This is a genomic window from Streptomyces sp. enrichment culture, assembly GCF_964272895.1.
Lineage (GTDB): Bacteria > Actinomycetota > Actinomycetes > Streptomycetales > Streptomycetaceae > Streptomyces.
In genome coordinates this window covers 5,764,526-5,790,241 of sequence record NZ_OZ186832.1, presented here as the reverse complement: position 1 = coordinate 5,790,241, position 25,716 = coordinate 5,764,526, and the positions used below count along the sequence as shown (strand labels likewise).

Sequence of the window (25,716 nt, the reverse complement as noted above, 5' to 3'; positions counted from 1 at the left end):
ACTCAGCCGACGGCGAGCGTGAACACGTGCAGATCGCCGTCCCGCGGCAGCGTCACGGCCGCGATCCGCTTCCCCTCCGGCGCCGTGAACGGCCTGGTGGCGAAGACGTACGTCGCCACCGGATCGCGGCCGGCGCCCGCGACATTGCGGTACGGCGTCCGCGCGACGACCTCGTTGCCGTACTGCACGCTGCCGCCGCCCCCGCCCAGCGTCCAGTCGCTGAAGGCGAGTTCGGTGGTGCCGGTGCTGCCGTCGGTGTAGGTGACGGTGGCCTCGGCGCGCCGGTTGCCGTTGACCGCGCTGCCGACGAACGCCAACCGGGTGGCGGGCTCGGCGAGTCGCACGGTCTGCCCGGCGCCGGTGGCGTTGTCGGGGCGGCCGCTCGGGGAGGCGGGCCAGGTGAAGGCGAGCCCGCCGACCGTCCCCCGGCCGCCCGGGGTCAGCCCCGCCGCCCCGAGGGCCTGCCGGGAGTAGCTCCAGCCGCCGCCGTCGTAGTCGGCCTCGGCGTGGTCCCCGCCGTCGTCGGAGACACCGGTGTTGTCGTAGGCGGCGAGGAGCGTGCCGGGCGCGGCCACGGTCAGGGCCACCGGCTGTGCGTACGAGGTGTCGTCCGAGGTCACGGTGACCCGGACCGCGTAGAAGCCCTGGGCGAGCCCGTCGGCGGCGGTCAGGGTGATCCGCCGGGTGCCGCCCGTGACCGTGCCCTCGGCGGGGGCCGCCGTGATGCCGGCGGGGGTGTCGACCCGGAAGCGGACCTCGGGGCCGCTGCCGCCGCGCAGGGACAGGGCGCGGACGTCCACGCCGGTGCTCTCGCCCGGCGCGAGGGTCGCGGTCGTGGGGCCGACGCCGATCTGGTACGGCCGCTCGCCCTCCCGGAAGGACGGCGGCGCCTCGGCCGTGCCCCAGCCGGGGTCGGGGGTGGCGGAGAGGACGTAGTCGAGCCGGCCGCCGTCGCGGACGAGGGACGCCGGGAGCCAGGCGCGGTCATGGGGACGGCCGTCGACCCTCAGGGAGCGGATGTACGGCGCGTCGGCGGCGGCGCCCCGCGCGCGGATCGAGAGGTCGTTGCCGTACGGGCGGTCGATCTCGATGCGCTCGAACAGCGGGGAGGCGAGGACGAGTTCGGCGCGGGAGGGCACCTGCGGATACATGCCGAGCGCGGAGAAGACGTACCAGGACGACATCGCGCCCAGGTCGTCGTTGCCCGGGATGCCGCCGGGGGCCGTCGACCACAGGGCGCGCATCGCCGCCCGTACGGTCGCCTGCGTCTTGTACGGCGCGCCCGCGTAGGCGTAGAGGTAGGGGACGTTGATCGACGGCTCGTTGTCCAGCTCGGCCTTCTCGCCGCCCGCCGCGGTGAACGCCCAGTCGCCGTCGGCGTCGTGGAAGAAGGCGTCCAGGCGCTCGACGGCCCTCTCCGGCCCGCCCATCGCGGCGAACAGGCCCGCAGGGTTGTGCGGGACCATCCAGGTGTACTGGGCGGCCGTGCCCTCCACGAAGCCGTTGCCGGTGGCCGGGGTGAAGCCGGTGACCCAGCTGCCGTCGGCCTTGCGGTTGGCGATGTACCCGGCGTCCGGGGTGGCGGCGATGTTGAAGTTGTTCTGCCACCACTGGGCGCGCCGGGCGAACGCGGCGGCGGTGTCCTTCTCCCCCGCCGCACGGGCCAGTTCGGCGAGCGCGAAGTCGGCGCCGGACATCTCCAGGGTCTCGGCGGCGCCGCCCCAGGCATGGGAGACGGACGGCATGTAGTGGTGATCCAGGTACGTGTCCAGGGAGGGCCGCTGTCCGACGGACATCACCGGCTTGCCCGCCGGGGACAGGTCCCGGGCCGTGGGGACGGTCGCCGCGCGCACGAGTGAGGCGAGGGCGCCGCGCAGGTCGAAGCGGGTGCCGCCGAAGGCATGGATGCCGGCCAGCGCGATCGGGGACGGGTCGCCGTTCATGACGTGGGTGCCGCTCGCGCCGTGCAGCCAGCGGTCCCAGACGCCGCCGTTCTGCCGGGCCAGCACGTACAGCGACTGGGCGATGTCGGAGCCGGTGCGCGGTTCCAGCAGCGTCACCAGCTGGACCTGGTCGCGGTAGACGTCCCAGCCGGAGAAGGTGCCGTACTGGGCACGCCGGCCCGGCTCCACCCGGTGCACCTCGCCGTCGGCGCCCCGGTAGCGGCGGTCGGCGTCGCTGATCACGTTGGGGTGCAGCAGGGAGTGGTAGAGCGCGGTGTAGAAGGTGGTGCGCTCGGCCTCGGTGCCGCCGCCGACCCGGATCGCGTCGAGGCGGTCGCGCCAGGCACGGCGGGCTGCCGCGCGGACGTCGTCGAAGGAGCGGCCGGGCGGGTTCTCGGCCGCGAGGTTGGCCTCGGCGCCCTCCCGGCTGACGTAGGAGATGCCGACCTTGACGTTCACCGGGCCGGTGCCGGGCGCGAACTCGACATAGCCGCCGGCGCCCTTTCCGGCGACGGGCCGCCCGCCGTGCGCGAAGCCGCCGGTACCGCCGGAGGTGTGCCGGGAGCCGGGGTCGAGCCGGTCGTCCCGCCAGGTGCCGTGCGCGGCGAAGGGGCGGTCGAAGCGGGCGGTGAAGTACAGGGTGTAGTAGGCCCGTCGGCCCTCGGGGTCGAGATAGCCGCAGAAGTTGCCGGAGGTCACCGAGCCGGAGACGGTCCGGGTCGCCGGGTCGATGCTGACCTCCGAATCGACCGAGCCCACCTGGGAGTTGGCGGTACGGATCAGCAGCGAGGCGGGCTTGCCGGCGGGGTAGGCGAAGCGGGCCGAGCCGGTGCGTGCGGTGGCGGTGAGATCGGCGGTGACGCCGGAGTCGAGGCCCACCGTGTAGCGCCCGGGTTCGGCGGTCTCGTCGGCGTGGCGGAACCCGGCCGCGTAGACGGCGTCCTTGGTGTCGCTCGCCGGGGAGGACGTCACCTGTCCGGCGTGCGGGAAGAAGGGGATGTCCCCGCTGCCCCCGGCGCAGCCGGTGCCGGACATATGGGTGAGGCTGAAGCCCCGGACGCGGGGGGCGTCGTAGTGGTAGCCGCCGGGCGCGGGGGTGCGGGTGGCGTCGCCTCGGGTGTTCTCGGGGCTGAAGGAGAACATGCCGAACGGGGTGACGGCACCGGGGAAGACATTGCCGCCGTTCCGGGTGCCGATCAGCGGATCGACGTACGCCGTCGGATCCTTGACGAGGTCGGGCGCCCCGGCGGACGCCGCGAGCGCGGGCGGGGTGCCGGTGGCCGCGAGCACGGCGGCCAGCAGCAGGGACACGGGACGGAAACGCATGACGCGGCCCCTCCTCCTTCGGACGGGTCGCGCGCCACGGGTCGCACAAGCCGCACGGACAGTAGCGTGCACCACCGCTACCACGGAAGACCGCGTGCCGCGGCGGGGCGCGCGGGTCGGCCACCTGGACGGATCAACGGATGCGGAGGGCGATGGGCCAACTGGGTTGACGTGGCTGTCCGTTGAGGCGGTAGAGTCTTGTCCAGACCATTCGACAACGTTGTCGCACGCGCACGGTGTCGGCACAAGCCATCGCACCATCCGGACGGGCGCCCCTCCCCCGGCCCGTCCGGCTCGCGGGCCCGGTGACCATGGCTCGGGTCACCGGGTCCGCCCGGAGGAGGGACCGCTGCCCGGACGGCCGCCTTCGGGGAACGAGGAGCCGGGGGTGCCCCAGGGGTCAGTGGGTGCCCACGATCCGTACCTGCGGGGCGAAGTGGGTGACGGCGGCGGTGAGCCGCGCGGTGTCCAGACGCCAGCCGTTGACCGCGCGGGAGGCCATCAGGACCTCGAACGGTACGGGCGTGAGGGCGTCGCCGATCGCCTGCGCCATCCGCCCCCGCGGGCCGGGCAGCGGGGGTGCGCCCTCGTGGCGTACCAGGCCGATGTACGGCATCTCGCCGGCCGGCAACTGCTGGCTCCACAGCGCCACGGCCTCGATGTGCCCCCACGGGACGTGCGCGGTGGTGGCCCGGTAGCGCAGCGGGGACCCGCCGAGCAGGACGCCGGTCTCGTCGACGCGCAGGGCGGCCTTGCGGGTGAGCGGGCCCACGGCCAGGACCAGGCCGCCGCCTCCGAACAGCGCCAGGACGGCGATCCGCGCGGCGGTCGGCATGCCGGGGAGCAGCGCGCCGGCGCAGAACGCGGCGCAGACGAGCAGCACGGTGCAAGTGCGGCGGTCGAAGCCGAAGCGGGCCTCGTAGACCGGGGGTGCGGGGTGGGACATGCGCGGATCATGACAGAGGCGGGGTGCCTCGGGAAGGGCCGGGCTCGTGCCTGCGCACAGGCCGGGCGGGGCGCGGGCCGGTACGGCCGAGGGCCGCACCCCCTGGACGGGGATGCGGCCCTCGCGGTGCCGTGCGCCTGCGCCTACTTGCGGATCAGGCTGCGCAGCACGTACTGCATGATGCCGCCGTTGCGGTAGTAGTCCGCCTCGCCGGGGGTGTCGATGCGGACGACCGCGTCGAACTCGACGCCGGTGTCGGTGGTGACCTTCACCGTGCGCGGGGTGGTGCCGGAGTTCAGCTCCTCGACGCCCGTGATGGAGAAGGTCTCCTCGCCGGTCAGGCCGAGGGACTGGGCCGAGGCGCCCTCGGGGAACTGGAGCGGCAGGACGCCCATGCCGATGAGGTTCGAGCGGTGGATGCGCTCGTAGGACTCGGCGATGACGGCCTTGACGCCGAGCAGCGCGGTGCCCTTGGCCGCCCAGTCGCGGGACGAGCCGGAGCCGTACTCCTTGCCGGCCAGGACGACCAGCGGGATGCCCTGCTCGATGTAGTTGCGCGAGGCGTCGTAGATGAAGGCGACCGGGCCGCCCTCCTGCGTGAAGTCACGCGTGTAGCCGCCCTCGGTGCCCGGCGCGATCTGGTTGCGCAGGCGGATGTTGGCGAACGTACCGCGGATCATGACCTCGTGGTTGCCGCGGCGGGAGCCGTAGCTGTTGAAGTCGCGGCGCTCGACGCCGTGCTCCGTGAGGTACTTGCCGGCCGGGGTGTCGGCCTTGATGGCACCGGCCGGGGAGATGTGGTCGGTGGTGACCGAGTCGCCCAGCTTGGCCAGGACACGGGCGCCGGAGATGTCCGAGACCGGCTCCGGGTCCATGGTCATGCCCTCGAAGTACGGGGGCTTGCGGACGTAGGTGGACTGCGGGTCCCACTCGAAGGTGTTGCCGGTCGGGATCGGCAGCGCCTGCCACTGGGCGTCGCCCGCGAAGACGTCGGAGTAGGACTTGGAGAACATGTCCTCGCCGATGGCGTTCGCCACGACGTCGTTGACCTCGGCCTCGGAGGGCCAGATGTCCTTGAGGTAGACCGGGTTGCCGTCCTGGTCGGTGCCCAGGGCGTCCTTGGTGATGTCCACCTTCATGGAGCCCGCGATGGCGTAGGCGACGACCAGCGGCGGGGAGGCCAGGTAGTTCATCTTGACGTCGGGGTTGATCCGGCCCTCGAAGTTGCGGTTGCCGGAGAGGACCGAGGTGACCGCGAGGTCGTGGTCGTTGACGGCCTTGGAGACCTCCTCCGGCAGCGGGCCGGAGTTGCCGATGCAGGTGGTGCAGCCGTAGCCGACGAGGTTGAAGCCGACCTTGTCCAGGTACGGGGTCAGGCCCGCCTTGTCGAAGTAGTCGGTGACGACCTTGGAACCCGGGGCGAGGGTGGTCTTGACCCACGGCTTGCGGGTCAGGCCCTTCTCCACGGCCTTCTTCGCGACCAGCGCGGCGGCGACCATGACGTACGGGTTGGAGGTGTTGGTGCAGGAGGTGATCGCGGCGACCGTGACGGCACCGTGGTCGATCTCGTACGTCGAGCCGTCGGGGGCGGTCACGGTGACCGGGTTGGACGGGGCGCCGTTCGGGGCGACGGCCGGGGCGTCGGAGGCCGGGAAGGACTCCTGGCCCGCCTCGTCCACGACGTCGACGTAGTTGCGGACGTCGAGCTTGAACTGCTCGGCGGCGTTGGCGAGGACGATACGGTCCTGCGGGCGCTTCGGGCCGGCGATGGAGGGCACGACCGTCGACAGGTCGAGCTCCAGCTTCTCGGAGAAGTCCGGCTCGGCCTTCGGGTCCAGCCAGAGGCCCTGCTCCTTGGCGTACGCCTCGACGAGCGCGAGCTGCTGCTCGGAGCGGCCGGTCAGCTTGAGGTACTTGATGGTCTCGTCGTCGATCGGGAAGATCGCGGCGGTGGAGCCGAACTCCGGCGACATGTTGCCGATGGTGGCGCGGTTGGCGAGGCTGGTCGCCGCCACACCCTCGCCGTAGAACTCGACGAACTTGCCGACCACGCCGTGCTTGCGCAGCATCTCGGTGATCGTGAGCACCAGGTCGGTGGCGGTGGTGCCGGTGGGCAGCTCGCCGGTCAGCTTGAAGCCGACGACGCGCGGGATCAGCATGGAGACCGGCTGGCCGAGCATCGCGGCCTCGGCCTCGATGCCGCCGACGCCCCAGCCGAGCACACCGAGGCCGTTGACCATGGTGGTGTGCGAGTCGGTGCCGACGAGGGTGTCGGGGTACGCCTGGCCGCCTCGGACCATGACCGTGCGGGCCAGGTGCTCGATGTTCACCTGGTGGACGATGCCGGTGCCCGGCGGGACGACCTTGAAGTCGTCGAAGGCGGTCTGGCCCCAGCGCAGGAACTGGTAGCGCTCGCGGTTGCGGCCGTACTCCAGCTCGACGTTCTGCGCGAAGGCGTCGTGGGTGCCGAACTTGTCGGCGATGACGGAGTGGTCGATGACCAGCTCGGCCGGGGAGAGCGGGTTGACCTTCGCCGGGTCGCCGCCCAGCTCCTTCACGGCCTCACGCATGGTGGCGAGGTCCACGACACAGGGCACGCCGGTGAAGTCCTGCATGATCACGCGGGCCGGCGTGAACTGGATCTCCTGCGACGGCTGGGCCTGGGAGTCCCAGTTGCCGAGGGCGCGGATGTGGTCGGCGGTGATGTTCGCGCCGTCCTCGGTGCGGAGGAGGTTCTCCAGCAGCACCTTCAGGCTGTAGGGAAGGCGCGCGGAGCCCTCGACCTTGTCCAGCCGGAAGATCTCGTACGACTCGTCGCCCACCTGCAGCGTGCTGCGGGCGTCGAAGCTGTTCGCCGACACGACAGTCTCCTTCATTGATGTGCGCGTACCACCGCATCCTGCCGCCACGTCGGCTGGGCCGATCCGCTAAGGTATGGCTAAGTTAGGTAAGCCTTACTCACATGACGGCCGCGGTACGCCTCGGCAGATATCTCGATGTCGAGATAACTCTAGTACATGGGGGCGGCCTGGTCATGCCCTGACCCCGCTGAACCGCCGCACGACCCCCTTCGGCCGAATGCAGCACGCCACCCGGACGCCCCGGCGCGGACGGTCCGGGCCGTCGCGCCCGTGAGCCGCGTCACCGCCTCGCGCACGCGCGCCGGCTCCTCCACGACCGCGCCGTCGGCGTCAAGGCCGAGGGCTTGGGCGGCACGAACGGGGTACTTGACCGGGAAACGGACGAAAGGGAGGACCGATGCCGCTCACGTTCCGCAAGAGTTTCCGCATCCTGCCGGGCGTGCGACTGAACATCAACCGGCGTTCCTGGTCGCTGACGACGGGCGGTGGACATGGCCCGCGTCACACCTACAGCAGCTCCGGACGTCGTACGACATCGATGGATTTGCCCGGACCTTTCGGGTGGCGTCGTACGCGTAACCCCAGGCGGCGTTGACGGGGCGTCACCCGAACGGACCCTCCGGCGAGCGTCATCTCATATCTGAGATAACCTCAATCTCATGGCAGACGACTACCTCGTACGCATCGGCAGGCTCATCCGCGACGCCCGGCAACACCGGGGCTGGACGCAGACGCAGCTCGCCGAGGCGCTCGGAACCAGCCAGAGCGCCGTCAACCGCATCGAGCGCGGCAACCAGAACATCAGCCTTGAGATGATCGCTCGTATCGGTGAAGCCCTCGACAGCGAGATCGTCTCGCTGGGTTACGCGGGTCCGATGCATCTGCGGGTGGTCGGCGGCCGTCGGCTGTCCGGTGCCATCGACGTCAAGACCAGCAAGAACGCGTGCGTGGCGCTGCTGTGCGCCTCGCTGCTCAACAAGGGCCGCACGGTGCTGCGCAGGGTCGCGCGCATCGAGGAGGTCTACCGGCTGCTGGAGGTGCTGAACTCCATCGGCGTGCGCACCCGTTGGATCAACGACGGCGTCGACCTGGAGATCGTGCCGCCGGCCGGCCTCGACATGGACGCCATCGACGCGGAGGCGGCCGTCCGCACCCGCTCGATCATCATGTTCCTCGGCCCGCTGCTGCACCGCATGGACCGCTTCAAGCTGCCCTACGCCGGCGGCTGCGACCTCGGCACCCGCACCATCGAGCCGCACATGATCGCGCTGCGCCGGTTCGGCCTGGACATCGCGGCGACGGAGGGCCAGTACCACGCGGTGGTGGACCGCGGGGTCCGCCCCGACCGCCCGATCGTGCTGACCGAGCGCGGCGACACGGTGACCGAGAACGCGCTGCTGGCCGCCGCCCGCCACGACGGCGTCACCGTCATCCGCAACGCCTCCTCCAACTACATGGTCCAGGACCTGTGCTTCTTCCTGGAGGCGCTCGGCGTCAAGGTCGAGGGCATCGGCACCACCACGCTCACCGTGCACGGTGTGCCGGACATCGACGTCGACGTCGACTACTCCCCCTCCGAGGACCCGGTCGAGGCGATGAGCCTGCTGGCCGCCGCGGTGGTCACCGAGTCGGAGCTGACGGTGCGCCGGGTGCCCATCGAGTTCCTGGAGATCGAGCTGGCGGTCCTGGAGGAGATGGGTCTCGACCACGACCGCACGCCCGAGTACTTCGCGGACAACGGCCGTACGCGCCTGGTGGACCTGACGGTCCGCCCCTCCAAGCTGGAGGCGCCGATCGACAAGATCCACCCGATGCCGTTCCCCGGCCTCAACATCGACAACGTGCCGTTCTTCGCGGCCATCGCGGCCGTCGCGTCCGGCAAGACGCTGATCCACGACTGGGTCTACGACAACCGCGCGATCTACCTCACGGACCTCAACCGCCTCGGCGGCCGCCTGCAGCTCCTGGACCCCCACCGCGTCCTGGTCGAGGGCCCCACCCGCTGGCGCGCCGCCGAGATGATGTGCCCGCCCGCCCTGCGCCCCGCCGTCGTCGTCCTCCTGGCCATGATGGCCGCCGAGGGCACGTCCGTGCTGCGCAACGTGTACGTCATCAACCGCGGTTACGAGGATCTCGCGGAGCGGCTGAACTCGATCGGCGCCCAGATCGAGATCTTCCGGGACATCTGAGCGTTTTCGGAAAAACGCTGATACTCCCCTCCTGGCCGCGGCCGCACGGGTCAGGAGGGGAGCCGGCCGGACCTCGGCTCGCGGTGGCAGAAATCCGCAGATACCGGCAGGCGGCGGCGAATCCCCCACATCGCCGGAATCGCCGGAAACGCCGTGCCTCAGACGCGCACTCGGCCACATCTCCGTCTCTGATCGGCAGAAATACTGAAGATCCACTGAAGAGCGCACACCGACTCAACTCACACCGAGGTGTTCAGGTCGTACTTCTGTATGGCTATCGGACGGCTGCTCCGTATACTGTGCCGACCCCCCACCGCCCGAGCAGCCGCGCAGAGAGTCTTCATGTCCTCATGAATAATCCGCTTCCTCCCCTGTCTCCTAACTACGCGAAGGAAAGGTCCCGCGTCGCCAAGGAGCATGTGGAGGTATATGGAAAGTGGCCCGTCCAGTTCCAGTTCCGCCCGGCCCACGGTGACCACCGGCACCTGCTCGTGGTGTTCTCCTCGGTCGACAGCCGGTACGGGTTCGGCGCCGCACTCGACGGCGTTCTCTGCAATGTCCTGCGTATTCGGGACCACTTCGACGACGGGGCCTCCTACTATGTGGCCCGCAATATGGACTTCAGTGTCTCGGACTCGATCCAGGAACTCATCGAGGACCATATGCGGCGCCTGGGCCTGACCAAGGACGAAGTGACCCTCCTGGGCACCTCCAAGGGCGGCGCGGCCGCGCTCTATTACGGCCTGAAGTACGACTACAAGAACATTGTGTCGTCGACACCGCAGTACTTCCTGGGGAGTTACTCGAAGGGCCACGGCCAGCTCGGCGACGCCGTCCTCGGTGAAGGGCAGTCGGACGAGAACGTCGCCATCATGGACTCCGTGATGAAGGACCTCCTCGACAAGGAGGTGGACTTCAAGCGGAACATCTACCTCATCTCGTCCCCCAACGACTACCAGTACGAGCAGGAAGTGAAGCACTACCTGCCGGCGCTGCGGGCGTACGAGAACTTCAACTTCCTGTTCCTGGACTCGCCCACCGTCCAGGAGCACTACCAGGTGACGCGGCAGGCGCTGCCGTCGGTCTGGAGCATCGTCCACGCCCTGTCGGAGGGTTTCACCCCCCGCATCGGGGAGGTCACGATCGGCGCCGGTGCGCAGGACCCGGAGAAGGCGTCCGCGTTCCTCGCCGAACTGCGCCGGCGCGACACGGTCGTGGCCACCCTCACCGGCGCGGTGCGCCTCGACGGAAAACTGCATCTGAAGGGCCACGCCTTCCTGCCGGGTGTGTCTGCGCAGGGGCCGACGACGGAGACCAAGCAGCTCGTCCTTCAGGAGAAGGGACAGACCTGGGTCTACCCGCTGGACTCGCGGCCGGGCAAGAAGCTCTACCGGGAGTATTTCGAGGAGTACTTCTGCGAATACGCCGACGGTGAATTCGCCACGGAGGACGGCCTCGACTTCACCTCCCTGCCCCGCGGCACCTTCGACGTGTCCGTCTGTGTGTCCAGCGAGGCCGAGGGAATATCCCGCAGGACCCGGCTGACCTCGCAGAAGGTGATCGACCGGCGCCTGCCCTTCGGTGACTCGGAGGTCGTCTTCCGCGGCGGCGGGGCCGGCCTGAAGGTCCTCAAGAGGGACATCGTCGGAGTCGACTCGGCGGGCGCGGTCTTCTCCCTGGTGAAGGCCGAGCACCAGGACCGCAGGATCCACACGGAAGGCGTCTTCTTCCTGCCGGGCCGCAACGCCGAGGGGGAGATGCACGCCGCCTACTACCTCGTCCTCCAGGGGAAGTCGACGACGTACTCCTACCTGCTGTCGGCGAAGAAGAACGCCACGCGGGTGCGGCCTCTCGTGCCGCAGGGCGATTTCGGCACCTACGACGCCGGTTACTTCACCACCGAGGCCGACGGCATCGATGTGTCGGACCTCCCCGCCGGACGCTACAACCTGCTCATTTCCATGAGCGCGGGCGGCGCCCTGCTCACCAAGAAGGCCGGCAAGGTCACCCTGAAGAAGACGTCCTAGGAGTCCGCCTCCCCTCCCCTCGCACAGTGGGTCAGGGGGAATTGGCCCGCACTCAGGACCTCACCGGTCCCGACGACCTCCGCTCTGCCCGTGAAGGGGCGGGGCGGAGGTTCGTCATGCCGGGTGGTCGTCGGTGGTGAAGAGCCACTGCTCGTGGATGCCGATGGTGCGGAGCAGACGGGCGGCGTGGGCGGTGCGGGCCGGGGCGTCGGGGGTGTCCCGGTCGTAGAGGAGACCGGCGATGTCCCCGGTGTGGGCCGTCTGGAGGCCCAGGGCGCCCGTCTCGCGGGCGATGGCGTGCAGGGCGTCCAGGCGGGCGATGGGCAGATGGCGCTGGTTGATGTCGGTGCTGGCCGAGGCGACCGCGCCGATCAGGGCGACGTCCTTGGTCTGCACGGCCTCCCGCAGCAGCGCCCGCAGTTCGGCGAAGGCGCCGGTCTCGGCGCTGTCGTAGCGCGCGGGCGGCAGGGCCAGCGTGTCCACGCCCCGGCCGGCGTGCTCGGGACGGGAGCCGAAGCCGAGGACCCGCAGCGCCGGCAGCGGGTGGCCGAAGTCCTCGACGACTTCGCCCTCGCGCTGCGCGAAGAGCACCGAACTGTCCCGGAACATCAGCGAGTCGGAGGCGGTCTCCGCACGCACCGCGATCCTCGCGACCGCCTGCGGCGGCAGGCGCACCGACAGGGCGTCCTGCACCGCCCCCACCGCGGCCAGCACATCGCTGGTGGAGGAGCCGAAGCCGCGGCGCAGCGGCACGTCACCGGTCAGCGTCAGACGGCCGCCGACGGGCGCCTCACCGGGCCGGGTACATGCCTCCACCGCGAGCCGGGCGGCGCGTGCCGCCTTGGTCTTCCAGACGGGCGAGACGGTCAGGGCCGGGGTGTCGGCGGACGGGACGAAGGCCGCACGGGTGCTGTGCAGGGGGCAGGGCAGCGTGACCAGGCCCCGCACGAGCCGGCCCTGGTGGGTGAAGACGCCCTGGAGCAGCTCTCCGTGATGCGCGGGAGCCGAGGCGTGGCCGGAGCGGAGGCCGGAGCGGGGGGCGAGGCGGGGGCCGGGGCGCACGGGGTGATCCAGCATGCTCCGGACGGTACCGGTCGGCCGCGGGGCGGGTGACGGCCGACGGGTGCGCGAGGTCGGCCCTTCTCCCGGAACGGTCGGCGGTGCGGGGCCCGTACCGGTTCGTACGGTCCCCCGCCGTGGCGCGCCCCCGGCGGCTACCTCGTCACCTTGTTCCCGCCCGGCAGCCGGCTCGCGGTGTGCCCCCCGAGCACCTCCGAGGTGGGCCCGCAGGCGCGTACCCGGCCCTCGTGCAGGACGGTGACCGTCTCGGTGCGGTCGGCGATCAGCGGCAGGTCGTGGCTGATCAGGACGAGCGCCGTGCCCCGGCGTTCCCGCAGCCCGGCCAGCAGGTCCATGATCGCCTCGGCGGTGGCGGCGTCCAGCGCGGAGGTGACCTCGTCGCAGATCAGCACGTCCGGGTCGGCCGCCAGAGCGCGGGCGATGGCGATGCGCTGCCGCTGACCGCCGGAGAGTTCGTGCGGGTAGCGGTCGGCGAAGGCGGGGGGCAGGCCGACCTGTTCCAGGAGGTCGGCGACGCGCGCCGGGATCTCGGCGGGGGCGCAGCGGCGGTGCAGCCGCAGCGGGCGGCCGACGGCCGAGCCGACCGTGCGGCTGGGGTTGAGGGCGCCGAGCGGGTTCTGGGTGACGAGCTGGACCCTGCGGCGCTGCTCCCGGCCCCGGCCGCGCAGCCCTCCCGACAGGGCGCGGCCGTCGAGGCTGATCGTGCCGCCCGTGGTCTTCTGCAGCCCGACGACGGCCCGCACCAGCGTGGTCTTCCCCGAGCCCGAGGCCCCGACGATGCCGGTGGCCGCACCGGGGGCGACCGTGAGGTCGATGCCGTCCAGGGCGAGGGTGCGACGGTCGAAGGACACGCACAGGCCGCGGACGTCGAGCAGGGGCGGGGTGTCCGTGCCGGGCCGCGGGGCTGTCGCTCCGGCGGGCCCGGGCGGGACGGGGGGCGGGGTGTCCGTTCGCCCGCGCGGTCCGGCGGCCGCGGGCTCGCGGCGGGGGCGCGGGAGGTGGCCGTCCAGGGGCACCACGTCGTCGGCGATGCGTTCCACGAGCTCCGGGTCGTGGCAGGAGAGGGCGACGGCGAGGCGGTGCTCGCGGGCGAGGTGGCGCAGCAGATCACCGATCTCCTCGCGGAGTTCGGGGTGGAGGCCGGCCGTCGGCTCGTCGAGGAGGAGGATGTCGGGGCGGCGGGCGAGGGCGCGGGCGAGGGCGACCCGGCGCTGCTGGCCGCCGCTGAGGGCGGCGGGGCGGCGGGCGGCGAGGCGGCCGCTGTCGTCGGGGAGGCGGACTTCGCGCAGAAGGGCGGCGACGGTGTCCCGCGTCCGGTCGGCGGCCAGTTCACGGACGAGGGTGCGGACCCGCATCCGGGGGTTGAGGCCGGAGCCGGGGTCCTGGCCGACGTAGGCGAGTCGCTCGGCCCGCAGGGTGCGCAACTCCCGTTCGGGCAGGGCGAGTACATCGGCGCCGAACACCTCGACCGTGCCCGCGGTGCGGGTGGTGCCGGGGGGCAGCAGGCCGGTCACGGCGCGCAGCAGGGTCGTCTTGCCCGAGCCGGAGGGGCCCGTGAGGGCGGTGACGCGGCCGGGGCGGAGGGTGAGGCCGGCGTCCTCGATCAGCAGGCGGCCGTCGGGGGCGGTGACGGTGAGGCCGGTGACCCGGACGGAGGGGGTGTCGTCGGGGGCGGGGGGCGCCGGGGCGGCGGGTTCGTCGGCGTGTTCGGGGTGTGCCGGGTTCTCCGACCGGTAGCGGGGATCGTGGCTCACAGGACGGGCACCGCCTTCCGGCCGGTCTGGGGGGCGAGCGCGGCCGCCGCGAGGTTGACGCTCAGGGCGAGCAGGCCGATGGCGGCGCTGGGGGCGACCACGGCCCAGGGGTTGAGCAGGATGCCGGGGGAGTTCTCGCGGATCATCAGCGCCCAGTCGGCGGCGGGCGGTTGGGGGCCGACCTGGAGGAACCCGGCGGTGGCGACGAGGTACACGGCGGCGACGAAGCGCAGCCCGAACAGGGCCAGCAGCGTGGCGCGCAGATTGGGCAGGATCTCGCGTACGACGAGGTACCACAGCCGTTCGCCGCCGGCCTGGGCCGCCTCCACATAGCCGGTGGCGGCGAGCGGCGCGGCGGCGCCGGCGGTGAGCCGGACGGCGTAGGGCACGCCGAGGGCGACGGCGGCGGCGATGACGGCGAGGCGGCCGCCGTCCGGCCAGGAGAGGGTGACGAGGAGGATGCCGAGGACGGCGGGCAGCAGCATCAGCACGTCCGCGATCCGCTCGACGACCCGTCCGACCAGGGGGCGTACCGCGCCGATCGCGCCGAGGACGGCGGCGGTCGCGGTGACCAGGACGGCGACCAGGAGGGAGGACAGGACCAGGTCGCGGCCGCCGGCCAGGAGCCTGCTGAGCACGTCCCGGCCCAGCTGGTCGCCGCCGAGGACGGCGTCCGCGCCGGGCTCGGCGTAGGGGGCGGTCACCGGTGTGTCGATGGCGTGCGGGGCGAGCCAGGGGCCGGCCAGGGCGAGGGCGGTCAGCAGCAGGGCGGGCAGCACCCGCCAGACGGTTCCCTTGGCGCGCCGGGCCCGCTTCGCGGGCTGCGCGGGCTTGGCCGCGGCCGTCGTCATCGTCGTACTCCCGCCATCGTGTCGCGGATCAGGTCGGCCAGCAGCAGGACGGCGGTGATGACCGCGCCGGCGAGCGCGGTGACCCCGGCGATGACGGGGCTGTCGCGGTCGGTGACGGCGGAGGCCAGGACGGAGCCGATGCCGGGGTAGTTGAAGATGGTCTCCACCACGACCGCGCCGCCGAGGAGCATGCCGGTGGAGGTGGCGAGGCCGGCCGCGATGGTGGGCAGGGCGCCGGGCAGCACATGGTGGGTGAGGACCCGGTGCGGGGGCAGGCCGTCGAGGACGGCGGTCTCCACGTGCGGGGCGCGCGCCTCGTCGGCGAGGGCGGCGCGCACGATCCGGGTGTTCCAGCCGGTCTGCGGGATCGTCAGGGCGAGCGCGGGCAGGACGAGCATGGTCCAGGAGTCGGGGTCGCCGTCGGCGTCGGTGAGGGTGACGGCGGGCAGCCAGCCCGTCCACAGGCTGAAGGCCAGGACGAGGGCGACGGCCACGACGAACTCGGGCAGCGCCAGTACGGCGGTCGCCGTACCGGAGACGGCCCGGTCGGCACGTCCGCCGGGGCGCAGGGCGGCCCAGCAGCCGAGCGCGAGGGAGAGGACCGCGGTCAGCAGCAGCGCGATGCCGCCGAGCAGCAGGGTGTTGGGGAAGGCGGTGGAGAGCAGGTCGCTGACGGGTTCGCCGCGGGCGGAGGTGCCGAGGTCGCCGGTGGGCAGGCCGGACATCCAGTCCCAGAAGCGTTCCAGGACGGGGCGGTCCAGGCCGAGCAGTTCGCGGCGCTGCTGGATGTCGGCGGCGCTCTCGCCGCGCTCGGAGGTGGCGTTCGCCGCGTCGCCGGGCAGCAGTTCGACGGTGCCGAAGACCAGGGCGAGCAGCAGCGCCAGCAGGGCGGCGCGTTTGAGCAGGACCAGCCCGGTGCGGGTGAGCACGGACAGCACGACGGGCCGCGCCGGCCGGGTCTTCCCGGACGGCGCGGCGGTGTCCGCGGTCAACGGGCCAGCCATGCCCGCTCAAGCTGGACGCGTCCGTAGCCGGGCAGCGTGGGCAGCCCGTGCACCTTGGGTCCGGCCAGGTCGATGCCGTCGGCCATGCCCCACAGCAGATAGCCGGAGCGCTCGTACTGGATCTGCTGGAGCTCCTTGAGCAGCGCGGCGCGTTCGGCGGCGTCCGCCGTGCCCATGGCCTTCTCGTAGGCGGTGTCGAACGCCTTGTCCTTGAAGCCGGACTCGTTCTGGCCGCTGTCGGAGAGCAGGACCTTGCTGGCGAAGAAGACGACCGAGTCGTTGGTGCCCCAGTAGGTGGTGTACAGGTCGCCCTTGAGCCAGGTCTTCTCCCAGAAGACGGCGGACTCCTGCTTGACGACCTTGATCTTCACCCCGGCCTCGCGGACCTGGGAGGCGAAGAGGGTGGCGGATTCGGCGAGGCCGGAGATGTCCTCGGTGGTGAGCAGTTCGTAGGTCTTGGAGGTGTCGAACTTCGCCTCCTTCAGCAGCTGCTTGGCCTTGGCGAGGTCGCGGGTGCGCTGCGGGATGTCCTTGGCGTAGGCGGGGTCGCCGGTGCCGAGGATGTCGTTGGCGACCGTGCCGTAGCCGGAGAGGACCTGCTTGACCATGGCGTCGCGGTCGACGGCCAGGCGCAGGGCCTCGCGGACCCTGGGGTCGGCGAAGGGGCCGTCGGCGGTGCGCATGACGAGGGGCATCGCCATGTCGTTGGGGCGGCGGATCGTCTGGATGTCCCCCCGGCCCTCGGCGGTCCGGGCGGCGACGGCGCCGACGTTGGAGGCGAGGTCGATCTGCCCGGACAGCAGGGCGTTCGCCATGGCCTGCGGGCTCTCGAAGATCTTCACCTCGATGGCGTCGAGGAGGACGTCACCGCCGTACCACGTGTCGTTGCGCACCAGGCGGGCGTTGCCGCCGCGGAACCACTCCAGCTTGAAGGGGCCGGTGCCGGGCGCCTCGGCTATGCCCTTGTCGGTGGTGCCCTTGGGGACGACGAAGGTGGTGAGGCGGGTGAGCTGGGGCAGTTCGGCGTTGGGGTAGTCGGAGACGAGGACGATGGTGTCGCCGTCGGCGGTGATGTTCTTCTCCTGGATGCCGGGCAGGCGGGAGGCGCCGGAGGGGGTGGCGCGCAGGCGGCGCAGCGAGAAGACGACGTCCTCAGCGGTGACGGGCTTGCCGTCGTGGAAGGTGGCGCCCTTGGCGAGGGTGAACCGCCAGGTCTTCAGGTCGGCGGAGGGCTGCCAGCTCGCGGCGAGGCGGGGGGCGGTGTTGGGCTTGACGCCGGGGACGGTGAGGGTGTCGTAGACCAGGCTGAGGATGAGGTAGTCGCTCTCGTTGGCCTGGGTGCCGTGCGGGTCGCGGGTGATGGCGCCGGCGCGGCCGAGGGCGCCGACGCGCAGGGTGCCGCCGCTGCGGGGCTTGCCCGCGCCGGACCCGGCGGGTTTGTCGTCGCTGCCGCCTCCACAGGCGGTGATCAGGCCGGCGGCGCTCAGGGCACCGGTGGCCCACAGCAGTTGACGTCTCGTCAGGTCCACGGTGGTCCTCGTTTTCGCTGCGCGGGAGACTTACTGAGGTTTGCCTACCCTGTCTCACGGCTCGGACACAAGACCGCACCGACTGTGATCTTCGACAAGGTTAGGTAAGCCTTGCCTGCACCCTACGGGGTGGCTATGTTTCTGAACAGCTACGGGGCGGTCACGGACCGCGATCGCCCCGAAGTCGCTTCTCTGTGCCCGCGCATGACCCGTACTCAGGCGCCCCCGTGCGCCCCGACACGCCCGCATCCACCCCGCACTGGAACGGACGGAACAGACCCATGCCGACGGGAGCCATACCCGTACGCACGCTCTCCCCCCACGCCGCCGCCGAGCTGACCGCGGTGGCCCGGGAGCTGCTCAGCCAGACCGGCGGATCGGCCACCGACCCGTGGATCCTCAGCCAACTGCCCGACCGGGTGGCCGCGTTGAGCGACGAGGTCCGCCACGCCTGCCGCCCCGTCGACACGCCCGAGGGCCTCTACGTCCTGCGCGGTACGGAGGTCGACGACGAAGCCGTCGGCCCGACCCCCGCCCACTGGTCCCGCGTCGGTGACGCGGGTGCCCTGCACGACGTGGTCCTGCTGCTGCTCTCGGCCGCGATGGGCGAGCCGATCGCCTGGGCCGGCCAGCAGGAGGGGCGTTTCGTGCACAACATCGTGCCCTCGCCCGGACATGAGCAGGAACAGACCGGCGCGAGCAGCAGTGTGCTGCTCAGCCCGCACACCGAGGACGCCTTCCACCCGCAGCGCGCCCATCTGCTGCTGCTGTCCTGCATGCGCAACCACGACGCGGTGGCCACCACGGCGGCCAGCGTCCGCCGGATCGAACTCTCCGACGCCGACCGCGACCTGCTCGGCCGTCCGGTGCTGCCGATCCTCCCCGACGACGCCTACGCCGAGGCGCAGTCCTACCAGGGCGAGGCGCCGGCCGTGCCCACGGTGTTCGAGTCCGAGGAGGGCCCTACCCTGCGCTTCGATCCCGCCTACACCCCGCTGGAGCAGGCGCCCGAGGACCACCGTGCCGCCTACCGCCGCCTGGAGGAGGAGCTGGAACGCGTCTCCGTGGCGGTCAGCCTCACCCCCGGCGAGGTGCTGGTCGTCGACAACGACCTCGTGGTCCACGGACGGGTCCCGTTCCAGGCCCGCTACGACGGCACGGACCGCTGGCTGAAACGTTCCTCTGTGCGGGTGCCGGGGCGTAGGACCCGCCCCGAGGCGGAACGTTTCGAACACGGCTACGGGCAGAAGGTTCTGGAGGCCTACGCATGACCGACATCCACGCTTCGGACACCACCCTGCGCGTCCTGAGCACCAGCGACGTCGCCGGCATCGACATCTCCCTCGCCGATGTCGTCGCCACCGTCGAGCAGGCGTACGGCACCCTCGCCGACGGCCGCTCCGACAACCCGCGCAAGCTCACCGTCAAACCGCAGGACGGCCACTCGGTCGCCTACGCGATGCTCGGCCGGGACGGGGAGCGCGGCGTCGTCGCGATCAAGACGTCGTACAAGTACGGCCTGCACGAGGAGCGCGACAAGCAGCACTACTACACGACGCTGACCATCTACGACGACGCCACCGGGCTGCCGGTCGCCATGATGGACTGCGGCCGCATCGGCGCCCTGCGCACCCCGGCCGTCTCCGCGCTGCTCGCCCGTGAACTGGCCGCACCGGGCAGCCGCAGCGCGCTGGTGATCGGCACGGGCACACAGGGGCGGCTGGCCCTGCCGTTCCTGCTGACCACGATGCCGCAGCTGGAGCGCCTGATGCTGTTCGGCACCCACCCCGACGGCATCCGGGCCGTGCGGGAGCGGTTGGCCGAGCACTTCCCGGACCGCGAGCTGGAGGTGGTGACCGATCTGCGGGCCGCCGCCGAGGCCGCGGACATCGTGCTGGCCACCGCCGGGCCCAACACGCCCGCCTCCGTGGACGCTGAGTGGCTGAAGCCGGCCGCGCTGTCCGTGCTGGTCGGCTACGGCATCGCGCCCTCCACGCTGCACCGGGCGGACCGGGTCATCGCCACCAGTGCCGCCCAGATGCGGGTGACCGGGACCGACATGGCCGATGCCTCCGGCGAACTGCGCGAGGTGGACGCGGAGTTCCCCGAGGTGCTGGCGGGACGGGCGGCCGGGCGCACCGACGCCGGGCAGCGGATCTTCGCGTACAACAGCGGTCTCGTCGTCACCGACATCGCGCTCGGGCACCGCTTCGCCGAGCTGGCGATCGCCCAGGGGCTGGGTACGGTGGTGCCGCTGTGGCGGTGACGACGACGATCGCGGCTCCGCCGTCGCTGCCGTCGCATGTCGCCGAGGAGACACGGGAGTTCCTCGACGCGGCGGCGCTCGCGGCCGAGCTGAGCCATGGGCTGGGCGGGCCGTATCACGCCCTGTTCCCCTCACGGTTCGACGCCAACGCGGCGGCCTTCGCCGCGGCCCTGGAAGAGGCCGGGGTCACGGGGAAGGTGTACTTCGCCAAGAAGGCCAACAAGGCCGCGGTGTTCGCCGAGCGGGCCGCCGTGCTGGGGCTCGGGGTGGACGTGGCGAGCCACGGGGAGCTCCGGGAGGCGCTGGCGGCGGGGGTGCGCGGCCACGACGTCGTGGTGACGGGTCCCGCCAAGGCGGACGCCCTGCTGCGGGTCGCCCTGCTCCAGGACGCCCTGGTGGCGGTGGACGCCCTCGACGAACTGGACCGCGTCGCGGGGACGGCCGCCGAACTCGGGCGCACGGCCAGGGTGCTGCTGCGCCGGCTGCCGCCGGGCCAGCCGCACAGCCGGTTCGGGCTGGACACGGACGAGCTGGCCGTGGCACTGCGGCGCTGTGCCGCCGGGCCGCTCGACATGGAGGGCTTCAGCTTCCACCTCTCCGGCTACGAGGTCACCGCCCGCGCCGATCTGGCCGGCGAGCTGGTGCGCCTGTGCCGTGAGGCGCGCGACCTGGGCCTGCGGGCCGACCGGATCAGCATCGGCGGCGGGTTCGCCGTCGACTACGTCTCCGGGGAGGACTGGGCACGGTTCCGGCAGGAGCGGCGGCCCGAGCACTTCCACGCCCAGAAGACCTTCGGCGGGGGCTTCTACCCCTACCACTCCCCCGTCGCCGGGGCCGACGCCCTGCGCGCGATCCTCGCGACCGTGCCCGCGGGCGAGAGCTCGCCCCTGGCCGCGCTGCTGAGGGACGCCGGGGTGGGCCTGCTCGTCGAACCCGGCAGGGCGCTGCTGGACCAGGCCGGGGTCACCGTGTTCCGGGTGCAGGGCGTCAAGGAGCGGGACGGGCACGGGATCCTGACCGTCGACGGGAGCAGCCTCAGCCTGTCGGAGCAGTGGTTCGACAGCGAGTTCCTGCCGGACCCGGTGCTGGTGCCGGCCGGGCCGCGCGAGGTGCGGACGTACGCGGCCTGCGTGGGCGCGGCGACCTGTCTGGAGTCCGACATGCTCACCTGGCGCACGGTGCCGTTCCCGCACCGGCCGGACGTCGGTGACCTGCTGGTCTATCTCAACACCGCCGGATACCAGATGGACTCCAACGAGTCCCCGTTCCATGAACTGCCGCTGCCGCCCAAGGTCGTGATCGAGTCCGGTCCCGGCCCGGCCCGGCCCCGCTGGCGTCTCGACCGTCATCCGTAGGGAGACAACGCACATGAACCATCCCCTGCACCGCCCGCCCGTCGTGCGCCAGGTCTCCGAACTGATCGGCGCGACACCGCTGTTCGAGCTGTGCCGCACCCAGGACGACGTCCGTCTGCTGCTGAAGCTGGAGCAGTTCAACCCGACCGGCACCGCGAAGATACGGATGGCCCGGCAGATGGTGATCGACGCCGAGGAGCGCGGTCTGCTGAAGCCGGGCGGCCGGATCGTGGAGTCCACCTCCGGCAACACCGGGCTCGGGCTGGCGGTCGTCGCGGCCGAGCGCGGCTACACCTTCACCGCCGTCGTCGACCATCACGCGGCCGCCGACAAGCTGCGCGCGATGAAGGCGCTGGGCGCCGAGCTGATCTACGTCGCCGACGACGGGGACGAGGAGCTGAACACCGCGGCCCGCGAGGAGTTCGCCGAGAAGCTGGCCGCCGAGACACCCGGCGCCTACTTCACCGAGCAGCACAACAACCCGGCCAACGGCGTCGGTTACCACCCGGTGGCCGCCGAGCTGTACGCGGCCCTGGACGGCCGTATCGACATCCTGATCGGCGCGGTCGGCACCGGCGGCGGGCTGTTCGGCACCGGGGCCCCGCTGCGCCGGACCGTGCCGGACGTACGGATCGTCGGCGTGGAGCCGAAGGGATCCATCGCCTTCGGGCCGCCGGCGCACGACTACTACCAGTCCGGCACCGGCACCCCCGAGGGCGCCATCATCGGCACGATGGTGGACTACGACCTGCTGGACGAGGGCGTGAAGGTCGGCGACGTCGAGGCGTTCGCCACCGCCCGGGTGGTGGCCCGCCGCACCGGGCTGCTGATCGGCGGCTCCGCGGGCGGGGTGGTGTACGAGGCGCTCACCCGGCTGTCGTCCCTGCGACCCGGAACGACTATGGTCGCGCTGGTCAACGACGGCGGGGAGAAGTACCTGGACACGGTGTTCGACGACGAGTGGATGGCCGCGCGCGACCTCATCGACGCCGATGTGGAGCGCGAGGTCGACGCGCTGCTCGCCAAGCACCGCCCGGGGTGGGACACACCGGACAGGATCCGCCGCAGCCCGGAGGACGACTCGCAGGAAATGAACTGATGCCGCCCGCTCTTTCCCGTCTGCTCACCGACAGCCGCGCCCTGGCCACGCTCGCCGTGCCGCTGGCCCTGACCCAGCTCGCCCAGGTCGCGCTCACCACCACCGACACCGTCATGATGGGCCTCATCGGCACCGAGGCCCTCGCGGCGGGCGGTCTGGCGATGGTGATCTTCAATCAGCTGCGCACCATGGGCGTCGGCCTGGTGACCGCCGTCGGCAACCAGGTCGCCGCCGCCGACGCGCGGCGGGAGAAGGACGGCTCCGAGGAGGCCGTGGCGGAGCTGCGCGACCTGGTGCGCGCGAGCCTGCTGCTGGCCACCCTGGCCGGGGCGGCGGGCGCGGTGCTGATGGTGCTCATCGGGCACGCCGTGGTCTGGCTCGGACAGGACCCGGACGTCGTCGACGCGGCGAAGCCCGTGCTGTACGCGATGGCGCCGGGGCTGCTGCCCTGTCTGTGGTTCCAGGCCATCCGGCAGTTCACCGTCGGTATGCGCCGCCCGCAGGCGCTGCTGCGCATCACCCTCGCCTCGATCGCCGTCAACGCGGGCCTGAACTGGGTGTTCATCCACGGCACCTGGTTCTTCCCGGAACTGGGCCTGCCGGGCATCGGGATCGCCACGTCGTCGGTGTACGCCCTGTCGTTCCTGGCGCTGTACGCCTCCGCCCGGCGCGACGAGCGGCTCGCGCCGCTGCTGTCGCTGAGCGTGTGGAAGACCCGCCCGGCCACGCTGCGCCGGCTGACGTCCCTGGGCACGCCGATCGCCGCGACCTACGGCTCGGAGGCCGGGTTCTTCTCGGTCGTCGCGCTGCTGGTGGGCAGCTTCGGCACGGCGGCGCTCGCCGCGCACACGGCCGTCAACCAGCTGGTCTACATCGTCTTCCAGATCGCCGTCGGCCTCTCCCACGCCGCCTCCCTGGGCGTCAGCCGGGAGCTGGCGCTCGGCAACACGGCCGCCGCGCGGCGCCTGCAGCAGACGGCGCTGGCCTGCGCCGCGGCGGTGATGGCGGTGGTCGCGCTGGTCTACGCGGTGGTGCCGAAGCTGGTGCTGGCCCCGTTCTTCGACACCGGGGACGCCAAGGCGACCGACATCGCGGTCCAACTGCTGCTGGTGGCCGCGGTGATGCAGTTCTTCGACTGCACGCAGAACATCGGGGTCGGGCTGCTGCGCGGACTCGACGACACCAAGGGCGGCTTCCGGGTGACCCTGGTCGGCTACTGGCTCGTCGGCCTGCCGGCGGCTGCGCTGCTGGGCTTCGCCGCGGGCCTGGACACCCTCGGGGTGTGGCTGGGGCTGCTGACGGGCCTGGCGACCACGGCGGTGCTGCTGCTGCGGCGGTTCGCACGCGGGCTGGAGCGGCTGCCCGCCGCCGGGGCGCCGGCGGCCGCCTGAGCGACGGCCGCCGGGCGGCGGGTCAGCCCTGGACGAGAGTGATCTCCTGCTGCTGCAGCGCGTGGAAGCGGGGCAGCGGCAGGCCGGCCGAGGGGTCGAGTTCCATCACGGTGGCCTCGACCCGGGCGGCGCCCGGCTTCACCTCGCCGGGCATCGGCTTGCCGGTGTTCGTCCAGCGGTGCTCGGCCCCGTCGCAGACGGCGCTCGTGCCGCCGATGCCGTACCGCACGTTCGGCCGGCTCTGGCCGAGGGAGGAACTGACGTACACCGGGCCCCTGTTGCCGTGGCAGCGGTAGGTGCCGGACAGGGTGACCGTGCCGTCGGCGGCGATCGTGCCGACCGCGTCGACGGTGACCGACTCGGAGGGGTCGGCCGCCGCGGCCCCGGCGGGCGTGGCGAGCAGCAGCGCGGCCGCGGCCGCGGCGCCGAGGAGGGAGCGGTATTTCATGGGAAACCTCCTGATGTGGGGGGTTTCCACAGGTACCGGGCGGCCGGGCCGGGGACGGTGACCGTCACTCCTGTCGGCGTGTTGACCTGGGGCTGTGCACCCCTACGGCAGCACCGCGAAGCCGTCCAGCTCCACCCGCGCCGCCTCGTCCCACAGCCGTACGACCTGGACGACGGCCATCGCCGGGTACTCCCGCCCGGCCAGCCGCCGCCATACGCGGCCGAGTTCGGCGGCGTTCTCCCGGTACTCGGCGACGTCCGTGGCGTACACGGTGACCCGGGCCAGGTCGGCCGGGGTGCCGCCGCACGCGGCGAGGGCGGCGAGCAGATTGCCCAGTGCCGCCTCGAACTGCTCGACCAGTGTCTGCCCGGTCACCTTGCCGTCGGCGTCGAGCGCCGTCTGCCCGGCGAGGAACACCACGCGGGACCCGGCGGCGACGACGGCGTGCGAGAAGCCGGTGGGCGGCGACAGCTCGGCCGGATTGACACGCTCCAGGCTCATCCGACCGGCCCCCTCGCTCCCCGGTACGTCTCCTTGGCGATGATCCCCCGCTGCACCTCGCTCGCCCCCTCGTAGATGCGCGGCGCCCGCACCTCCCGGTACAGGTGCTCCAGCAGGTGCCCGCGGCGCAGCGCACGCGCCCCGTGCAGTTGGACGGCGGCGTCGACGACGTACTGCGCGGTCTCGGTGGCGAGCAGCTTGGCCATCGCCGCGCGGCGCGGGACGTCGGGGTCGCCGCGGTCGTACGCCGAGGCGGCCGCGTAGACCATCAGACGGGCGGCCTCGGTGCGCAGGGCCATCTCGGCGATCCGGTGGGAGACGGCCTGGAGGTCGCTCAACGGGCCGCCGAACGCCTGCCGTTCGGCGGTGTGGGCGAGGCTGGCGTCGAGGGCGGCCTGGGCCATGCCGACGGCGAAGGCGCCGACGCTGGGCCGGAAGAGGGTGAGGGTGCCGAGGGCGACGCGCAGTCCGTGGCCCTCCTCGCCGAGGACGTCGCCGGCGCCGACCGGTACGGCGTCGAAGGCGAGGGCGCCGATGGGGTGCGGGGAGAGCATGTCCAGCGGTGTGCCGGTGAGGCCGGGGCGGTCGGCGGGGACCAGGAACGCGGTGACGCCGTGCGGTCCTGGGGCCGTACGGGCGAAGACGGTGTAGAAGTCGGCCTCGGGGGCGTTGGAGATCCAGCACTTGTCGCCGGTGAGCCGCCAGTGGCCGGGGCCGTCGGGTTCGGCGGCCAGGGACAGCGCGGCGGCGTCCGAGCCCGCGCCGGGTTCGGTGAGCGCGAAGGCGGCCACGGCCGAGCCGTCGGCGACCCGTGGCAGCCAGCGTGCGCGCTGGGCCGGGGTGCCGTGGGCGTGCACCGGGTGGGCGCCGAGGCCCTGGAGCGCGAGCGCGGTCTCCGCCTCCGTACAGGCGTAGGCCAGGGACTCGCGCATCAGGCAGAGGTCGAGGGCGCCGGAGGTGAACAGGCGCTCCAGGAGCCCGAGTCGTCCCAGCTCGGCGACGAGGGCGCGGTTGACGTGCCCCTCCTCGCCCTTCTCGGCGAGCGGGCGCAGGTGGTCGGCCGCCAGGGTGCGCAGCTCCGCACACCAGGCGGTTTGTGCCGGTTCGAGCGAGAATGCCGTCATCGCCGGTCCCCTCTTCCAGGCT

General features: G+C 72.3%; 19 protein-coding genes. 8 read left to right on the top strand and 11 right to left on the bottom strand.

Annotation, left to right across the window (positions count from 1 at the left end):
• Positions 1 to 2: 2 nt before the first annotated feature.
• From ACSU6M_RS26080 to acnA, 3 genes are all read right to left on the bottom strand, one after another.
• Positions 3 to 3,269: a GH92 family glycosyl hydrolase gene (locus ACSU6M_RS26080; RefSeq protein WP_437072754.1), complete on the bottom strand. Its 3,267-nt coding sequence runs from the start codon at positions 3,267 to 3,269 to the stop codon at positions 3 to 5.
• A gap of 400 nt (positions 3,270 to 3,669) precedes the next feature.
• A complete protein-coding gene (locus ACSU6M_RS26075; RefSeq protein ID WP_437072753.1) occupies positions 3,670 to 4,215 on the bottom strand; it encodes a hypothetical protein in 546 nt (181 codons plus the stop codon).
• Positions 4,216 to 4,358: 143 nt separating this feature from the next.
• Positions 4,359 to 7,076 carry an aconitate hydratase AcnA gene (gene acnA, locus ACSU6M_RS26070; RefSeq protein WP_437072751.1) on the bottom strand — a complete coding sequence of 906 codons (2,718 nt, stop codon included), beginning with the start codon at positions 7,074 to 7,076 and terminating at the stop codon, positions 4,359 to 4,361.
• Positions 7,077 to 7,473: 397 nt separating this feature from the next.
• On the opposite strand from acnA, the gene ACSU6M_RS26065 reads away from it, so the two are divergent.
• The 3 genes from ACSU6M_RS26065 (at position 7,474) to ACSU6M_RS26055 (ending at position 11,292) form a co-directional block, all read left to right on the top strand.
• Positions 7,474 to 7,671, top strand: a complete 198-nt coding sequence (locus ACSU6M_RS26065; protein WP_437072749.1) for a DUF4236 domain-containing protein — start codon at positions 7,474 to 7,476, stop codon at positions 7,669 to 7,671.
• Between the two features lie 64 nt (positions 7,672 to 7,735).
• Positions 7,736 to 9,265, top strand: a complete 1,530-nt coding sequence (locus ACSU6M_RS26060; RefSeq protein ID WP_437072747.1) for a helix-turn-helix domain-containing protein — start codon at positions 7,736 to 7,738, stop codon at positions 9,263 to 9,265.
• A 419-nt stretch (positions 9,266 to 9,684) separates the two neighbouring features.
• Positions 9,685 to 11,292 carry a hypothetical protein gene (locus ACSU6M_RS26055; RefSeq protein ID WP_437072745.1) on the top strand — a complete coding sequence of 536 codons (1,608 nt, stop codon included), beginning with the start codon at positions 9,685 to 9,687 and terminating at the stop codon, positions 11,290 to 11,292.
• A gap of 114 nt (positions 11,293 to 11,406) precedes the next feature.
• Here ACSU6M_RS26055 and ACSU6M_RS26050 read toward each other — a convergent pair whose 3' ends face one another.
• From ACSU6M_RS26050 to ACSU6M_RS26030, 5 genes are all read right to left on the bottom strand, one after another.
• Positions 11,407 to 12,369, bottom strand: coding sequence for a GHMP family kinase ATP-binding protein (locus ACSU6M_RS26050; RefSeq protein WP_437072743.1), 963 nt, complete (start codon positions 12,367 to 12,369; stop codon positions 11,407 to 11,409).
• 137 nt (positions 12,370 to 12,506) lie between these two features.
• Positions 12,507 to 14,126, bottom strand: a complete 1,620-nt coding sequence (locus tag ACSU6M_RS26045) for an ABC transporter ATP-binding protein (protein ID WP_437072741.1) — start codon at positions 14,124 to 14,126, stop codon at positions 12,507 to 12,509.
• Positions 14,123 to 14,977 carry an ABC transporter permease gene (locus ACSU6M_RS26040; RefSeq protein WP_437072740.1) on the bottom strand — a complete coding sequence of 285 codons (855 nt, stop codon included), beginning with the start codon at positions 14,975 to 14,977 and terminating at the stop codon, positions 14,123 to 14,125. Before ACSU6M_RS26040 ends, ACSU6M_RS26045 begins: the two co-directional genes overlap by 4 nt.
• The gene (locus ACSU6M_RS26035; RefSeq protein ID WP_437072739.1) at positions 14,974 to 15,981 is read right to left on the bottom strand and encodes an ABC transporter permease; all 1,008 of its coding nucleotides are present in this window, start codon (positions 15,979 to 15,981) and stop codon (positions 14,974 to 14,976) included. Before ACSU6M_RS26035 ends, ACSU6M_RS26040 begins: the two co-directional genes overlap by 4 nt.
• Positions 15,966 to 17,510, bottom strand: coding sequence for an ABC transporter substrate-binding protein (locus ACSU6M_RS26030; protein ID WP_437072738.1), 1,545 nt, complete (start codon positions 17,508 to 17,510; stop codon positions 15,966 to 15,968). The genes ACSU6M_RS26035 and ACSU6M_RS26030 overlap by 16 nt, the downstream gene beginning before the upstream one ends.
• Positions 17,511 to 17,791: 281 nt before the next feature.
• Between ACSU6M_RS26030 and ACSU6M_RS26025 the strand changes: the two genes are divergently transcribed.
• The 5 genes from ACSU6M_RS26025 to ACSU6M_RS26005 are packed head-to-tail and all read left to right on the top strand — an operon-like array spanning position 17,792 to position 23,621.
• Positions 17,792 to 18,781, top strand: coding sequence for a TauD/TfdA family dioxygenase (locus ACSU6M_RS26025; protein WP_437072737.1), 990 nt, complete (start codon positions 17,792 to 17,794; stop codon positions 18,779 to 18,781).
• The gene (locus ACSU6M_RS26020; RefSeq protein ID WP_437072736.1) at positions 18,778 to 19,776 is read left to right on the top strand and encodes an ornithine cyclodeaminase family protein; all 999 of its coding nucleotides are present in this window, start codon (positions 18,778 to 18,780) and stop codon (positions 19,774 to 19,776) included. The genes ACSU6M_RS26025 and ACSU6M_RS26020 overlap by 4 nt, the downstream gene beginning before the upstream one ends.
• The gene (locus tag ACSU6M_RS26015; protein ID WP_437072735.1) at positions 19,773 to 21,131 is read left to right on the top strand and encodes an alanine racemase; all 1,359 of its coding nucleotides are present in this window, start codon (positions 19,773 to 19,775) and stop codon (positions 21,129 to 21,131) included. Before ACSU6M_RS26020 ends, ACSU6M_RS26015 begins: the two co-directional genes overlap by 4 nt.
• 13 nt (positions 21,132 to 21,144) lie before the next feature.
• Positions 21,145 to 22,230: a cysteine synthase family protein gene (locus ACSU6M_RS26010; RefSeq protein WP_437072734.1), complete on the top strand. Its 1,086-nt coding sequence runs from the start codon at positions 21,145 to 21,147 to the stop codon at positions 22,228 to 22,230.
• Positions 22,230 to 23,621, top strand: a complete 1,392-nt coding sequence (locus ACSU6M_RS26005; RefSeq protein WP_437072732.1) for an MATE family efflux transporter — start codon at positions 22,230 to 22,232, stop codon at positions 23,619 to 23,621. Before ACSU6M_RS26010 ends, ACSU6M_RS26005 begins: the two co-directional genes overlap by 1 nt.
• A gap of 22 nt (positions 23,622 to 23,643) precedes the next feature.
• On the opposite strand, the gene ACSU6M_RS26000 is transcribed toward ACSU6M_RS26005, so the two are convergent.
• The 3 genes from ACSU6M_RS26000 to ACSU6M_RS25990 all read right to left on the bottom strand — a co-directional run bounded on the left by ACSU6M_RS26000 (position 23,644) and on the right by ACSU6M_RS25990 (position 25,694).
• The gene (locus ACSU6M_RS26000) at positions 23,644 to 24,069 is read right to left on the bottom strand and encodes a DUF6299 family protein (RefSeq protein WP_437072730.1); all 426 of its coding nucleotides are present in this window, start codon (positions 24,067 to 24,069) and stop codon (positions 23,644 to 23,646) included.
• 102 nt (positions 24,070 to 24,171) lie between these two features.
• Positions 24,172 to 24,570 carry a RidA family protein gene (locus ACSU6M_RS25995; protein WP_437072728.1) on the bottom strand — a complete coding sequence of 133 codons (399 nt, stop codon included), beginning with the start codon at positions 24,568 to 24,570 and terminating at the stop codon, positions 24,172 to 24,174.
• On the bottom strand, positions 24,567 to 25,694 hold the full coding sequence (locus tag ACSU6M_RS25990) for an acyl-CoA dehydrogenase family protein (RefSeq protein ID WP_437072727.1): 1,128 nt from the start codon (positions 25,692 to 25,694) through the stop codon (positions 24,567 to 24,569). Before ACSU6M_RS25990 ends, ACSU6M_RS25995 begins: the two co-directional genes overlap by 4 nt.
• Positions 25,695 to 25,716: the final 22 nt, after the last annotated feature.

Coding starts and splice junctions, on each gene's coding strand:
- ACSU6M_RS26080 (WP_437072754.1), bottom strand. CDS start 3,269: ATGCGTTTCCGTCCCGTGTCCCTGCTGCTGGCCGCCGTGCTCGCGGCC.
- ACSU6M_RS26075 (WP_437072753.1), bottom strand. CDS start 4,215: ATGTCCCACCCCGCACCCCCGGTCTACGAGGCCCGCTTCGGCTTCGAC.
- ACSU6M_RS26065 (WP_437072749.1), top strand. CDS start 7,474: ATGCCGCTCACGTTCCGCAAGAGTTTCCGCATCCTGCCGGGCGTGCGA.
- ACSU6M_RS26060 (WP_437072747.1), top strand. CDS start 7,736: ATGGCAGACGACTACCTCGTACGCATCGGCAGGCTCATCCGCGACGCC.
- ACSU6M_RS26050 (WP_437072743.1), bottom strand. CDS start 12,369: ATGCTGGATCACCCCGTGCGCCCCGGCCCCCGCCTCGCCCCCCGCTCC.
- ACSU6M_RS26040 (WP_437072740.1), bottom strand. CDS start 14,977: ATGACGACGGCCGCGGCCAAGCCCGCGCAGCCCGCGAAGCGGGCCCGG.
- ACSU6M_RS26035 (WP_437072739.1), bottom strand. CDS start 15,981: ATGGCTGGCCCGTTGACCGCGGACACCGCCGCGCCGTCCGGGAAGACC.
- ACSU6M_RS26025 (WP_437072737.1), top strand. CDS start 17,792: ATGCCGACGGGAGCCATACCCGTACGCACGCTCTCCCCCCACGCCGCC.
- ACSU6M_RS26020 (WP_437072736.1), top strand. CDS start 18,778: ATGACCGACATCCACGCTTCGGACACCACCCTGCGCGTCCTGAGCACC.
- ACSU6M_RS26010 (WP_437072734.1), top strand. CDS start 21,145: ATGAACCATCCCCTGCACCGCCCGCCCGTCGTGCGCCAGGTCTCCGAA.
- ACSU6M_RS26005 (WP_437072732.1), top strand. CDS start 22,230: ATGCCGCCCGCTCTTTCCCGTCTGCTCACCGACAGCCGCGCCCTGGCC.
- ACSU6M_RS26000 (WP_437072730.1), bottom strand. CDS start 24,069: ATGAAATACCGCTCCCTCCTCGGCGCCGCGGCCGCGGCCGCGCTGCTG.
- ACSU6M_RS25995 (WP_437072728.1), bottom strand. CDS start 24,570: ATGAGCCTGGAGCGTGTCAATCCGGCCGAGCTGTCGCCGCCCACCGGC.
- ACSU6M_RS25990 (WP_437072727.1), bottom strand. CDS start 25,694: ATGACGGCATTCTCGCTCGAACCGGCACAAACCGCCTGGTGTGCGGAG.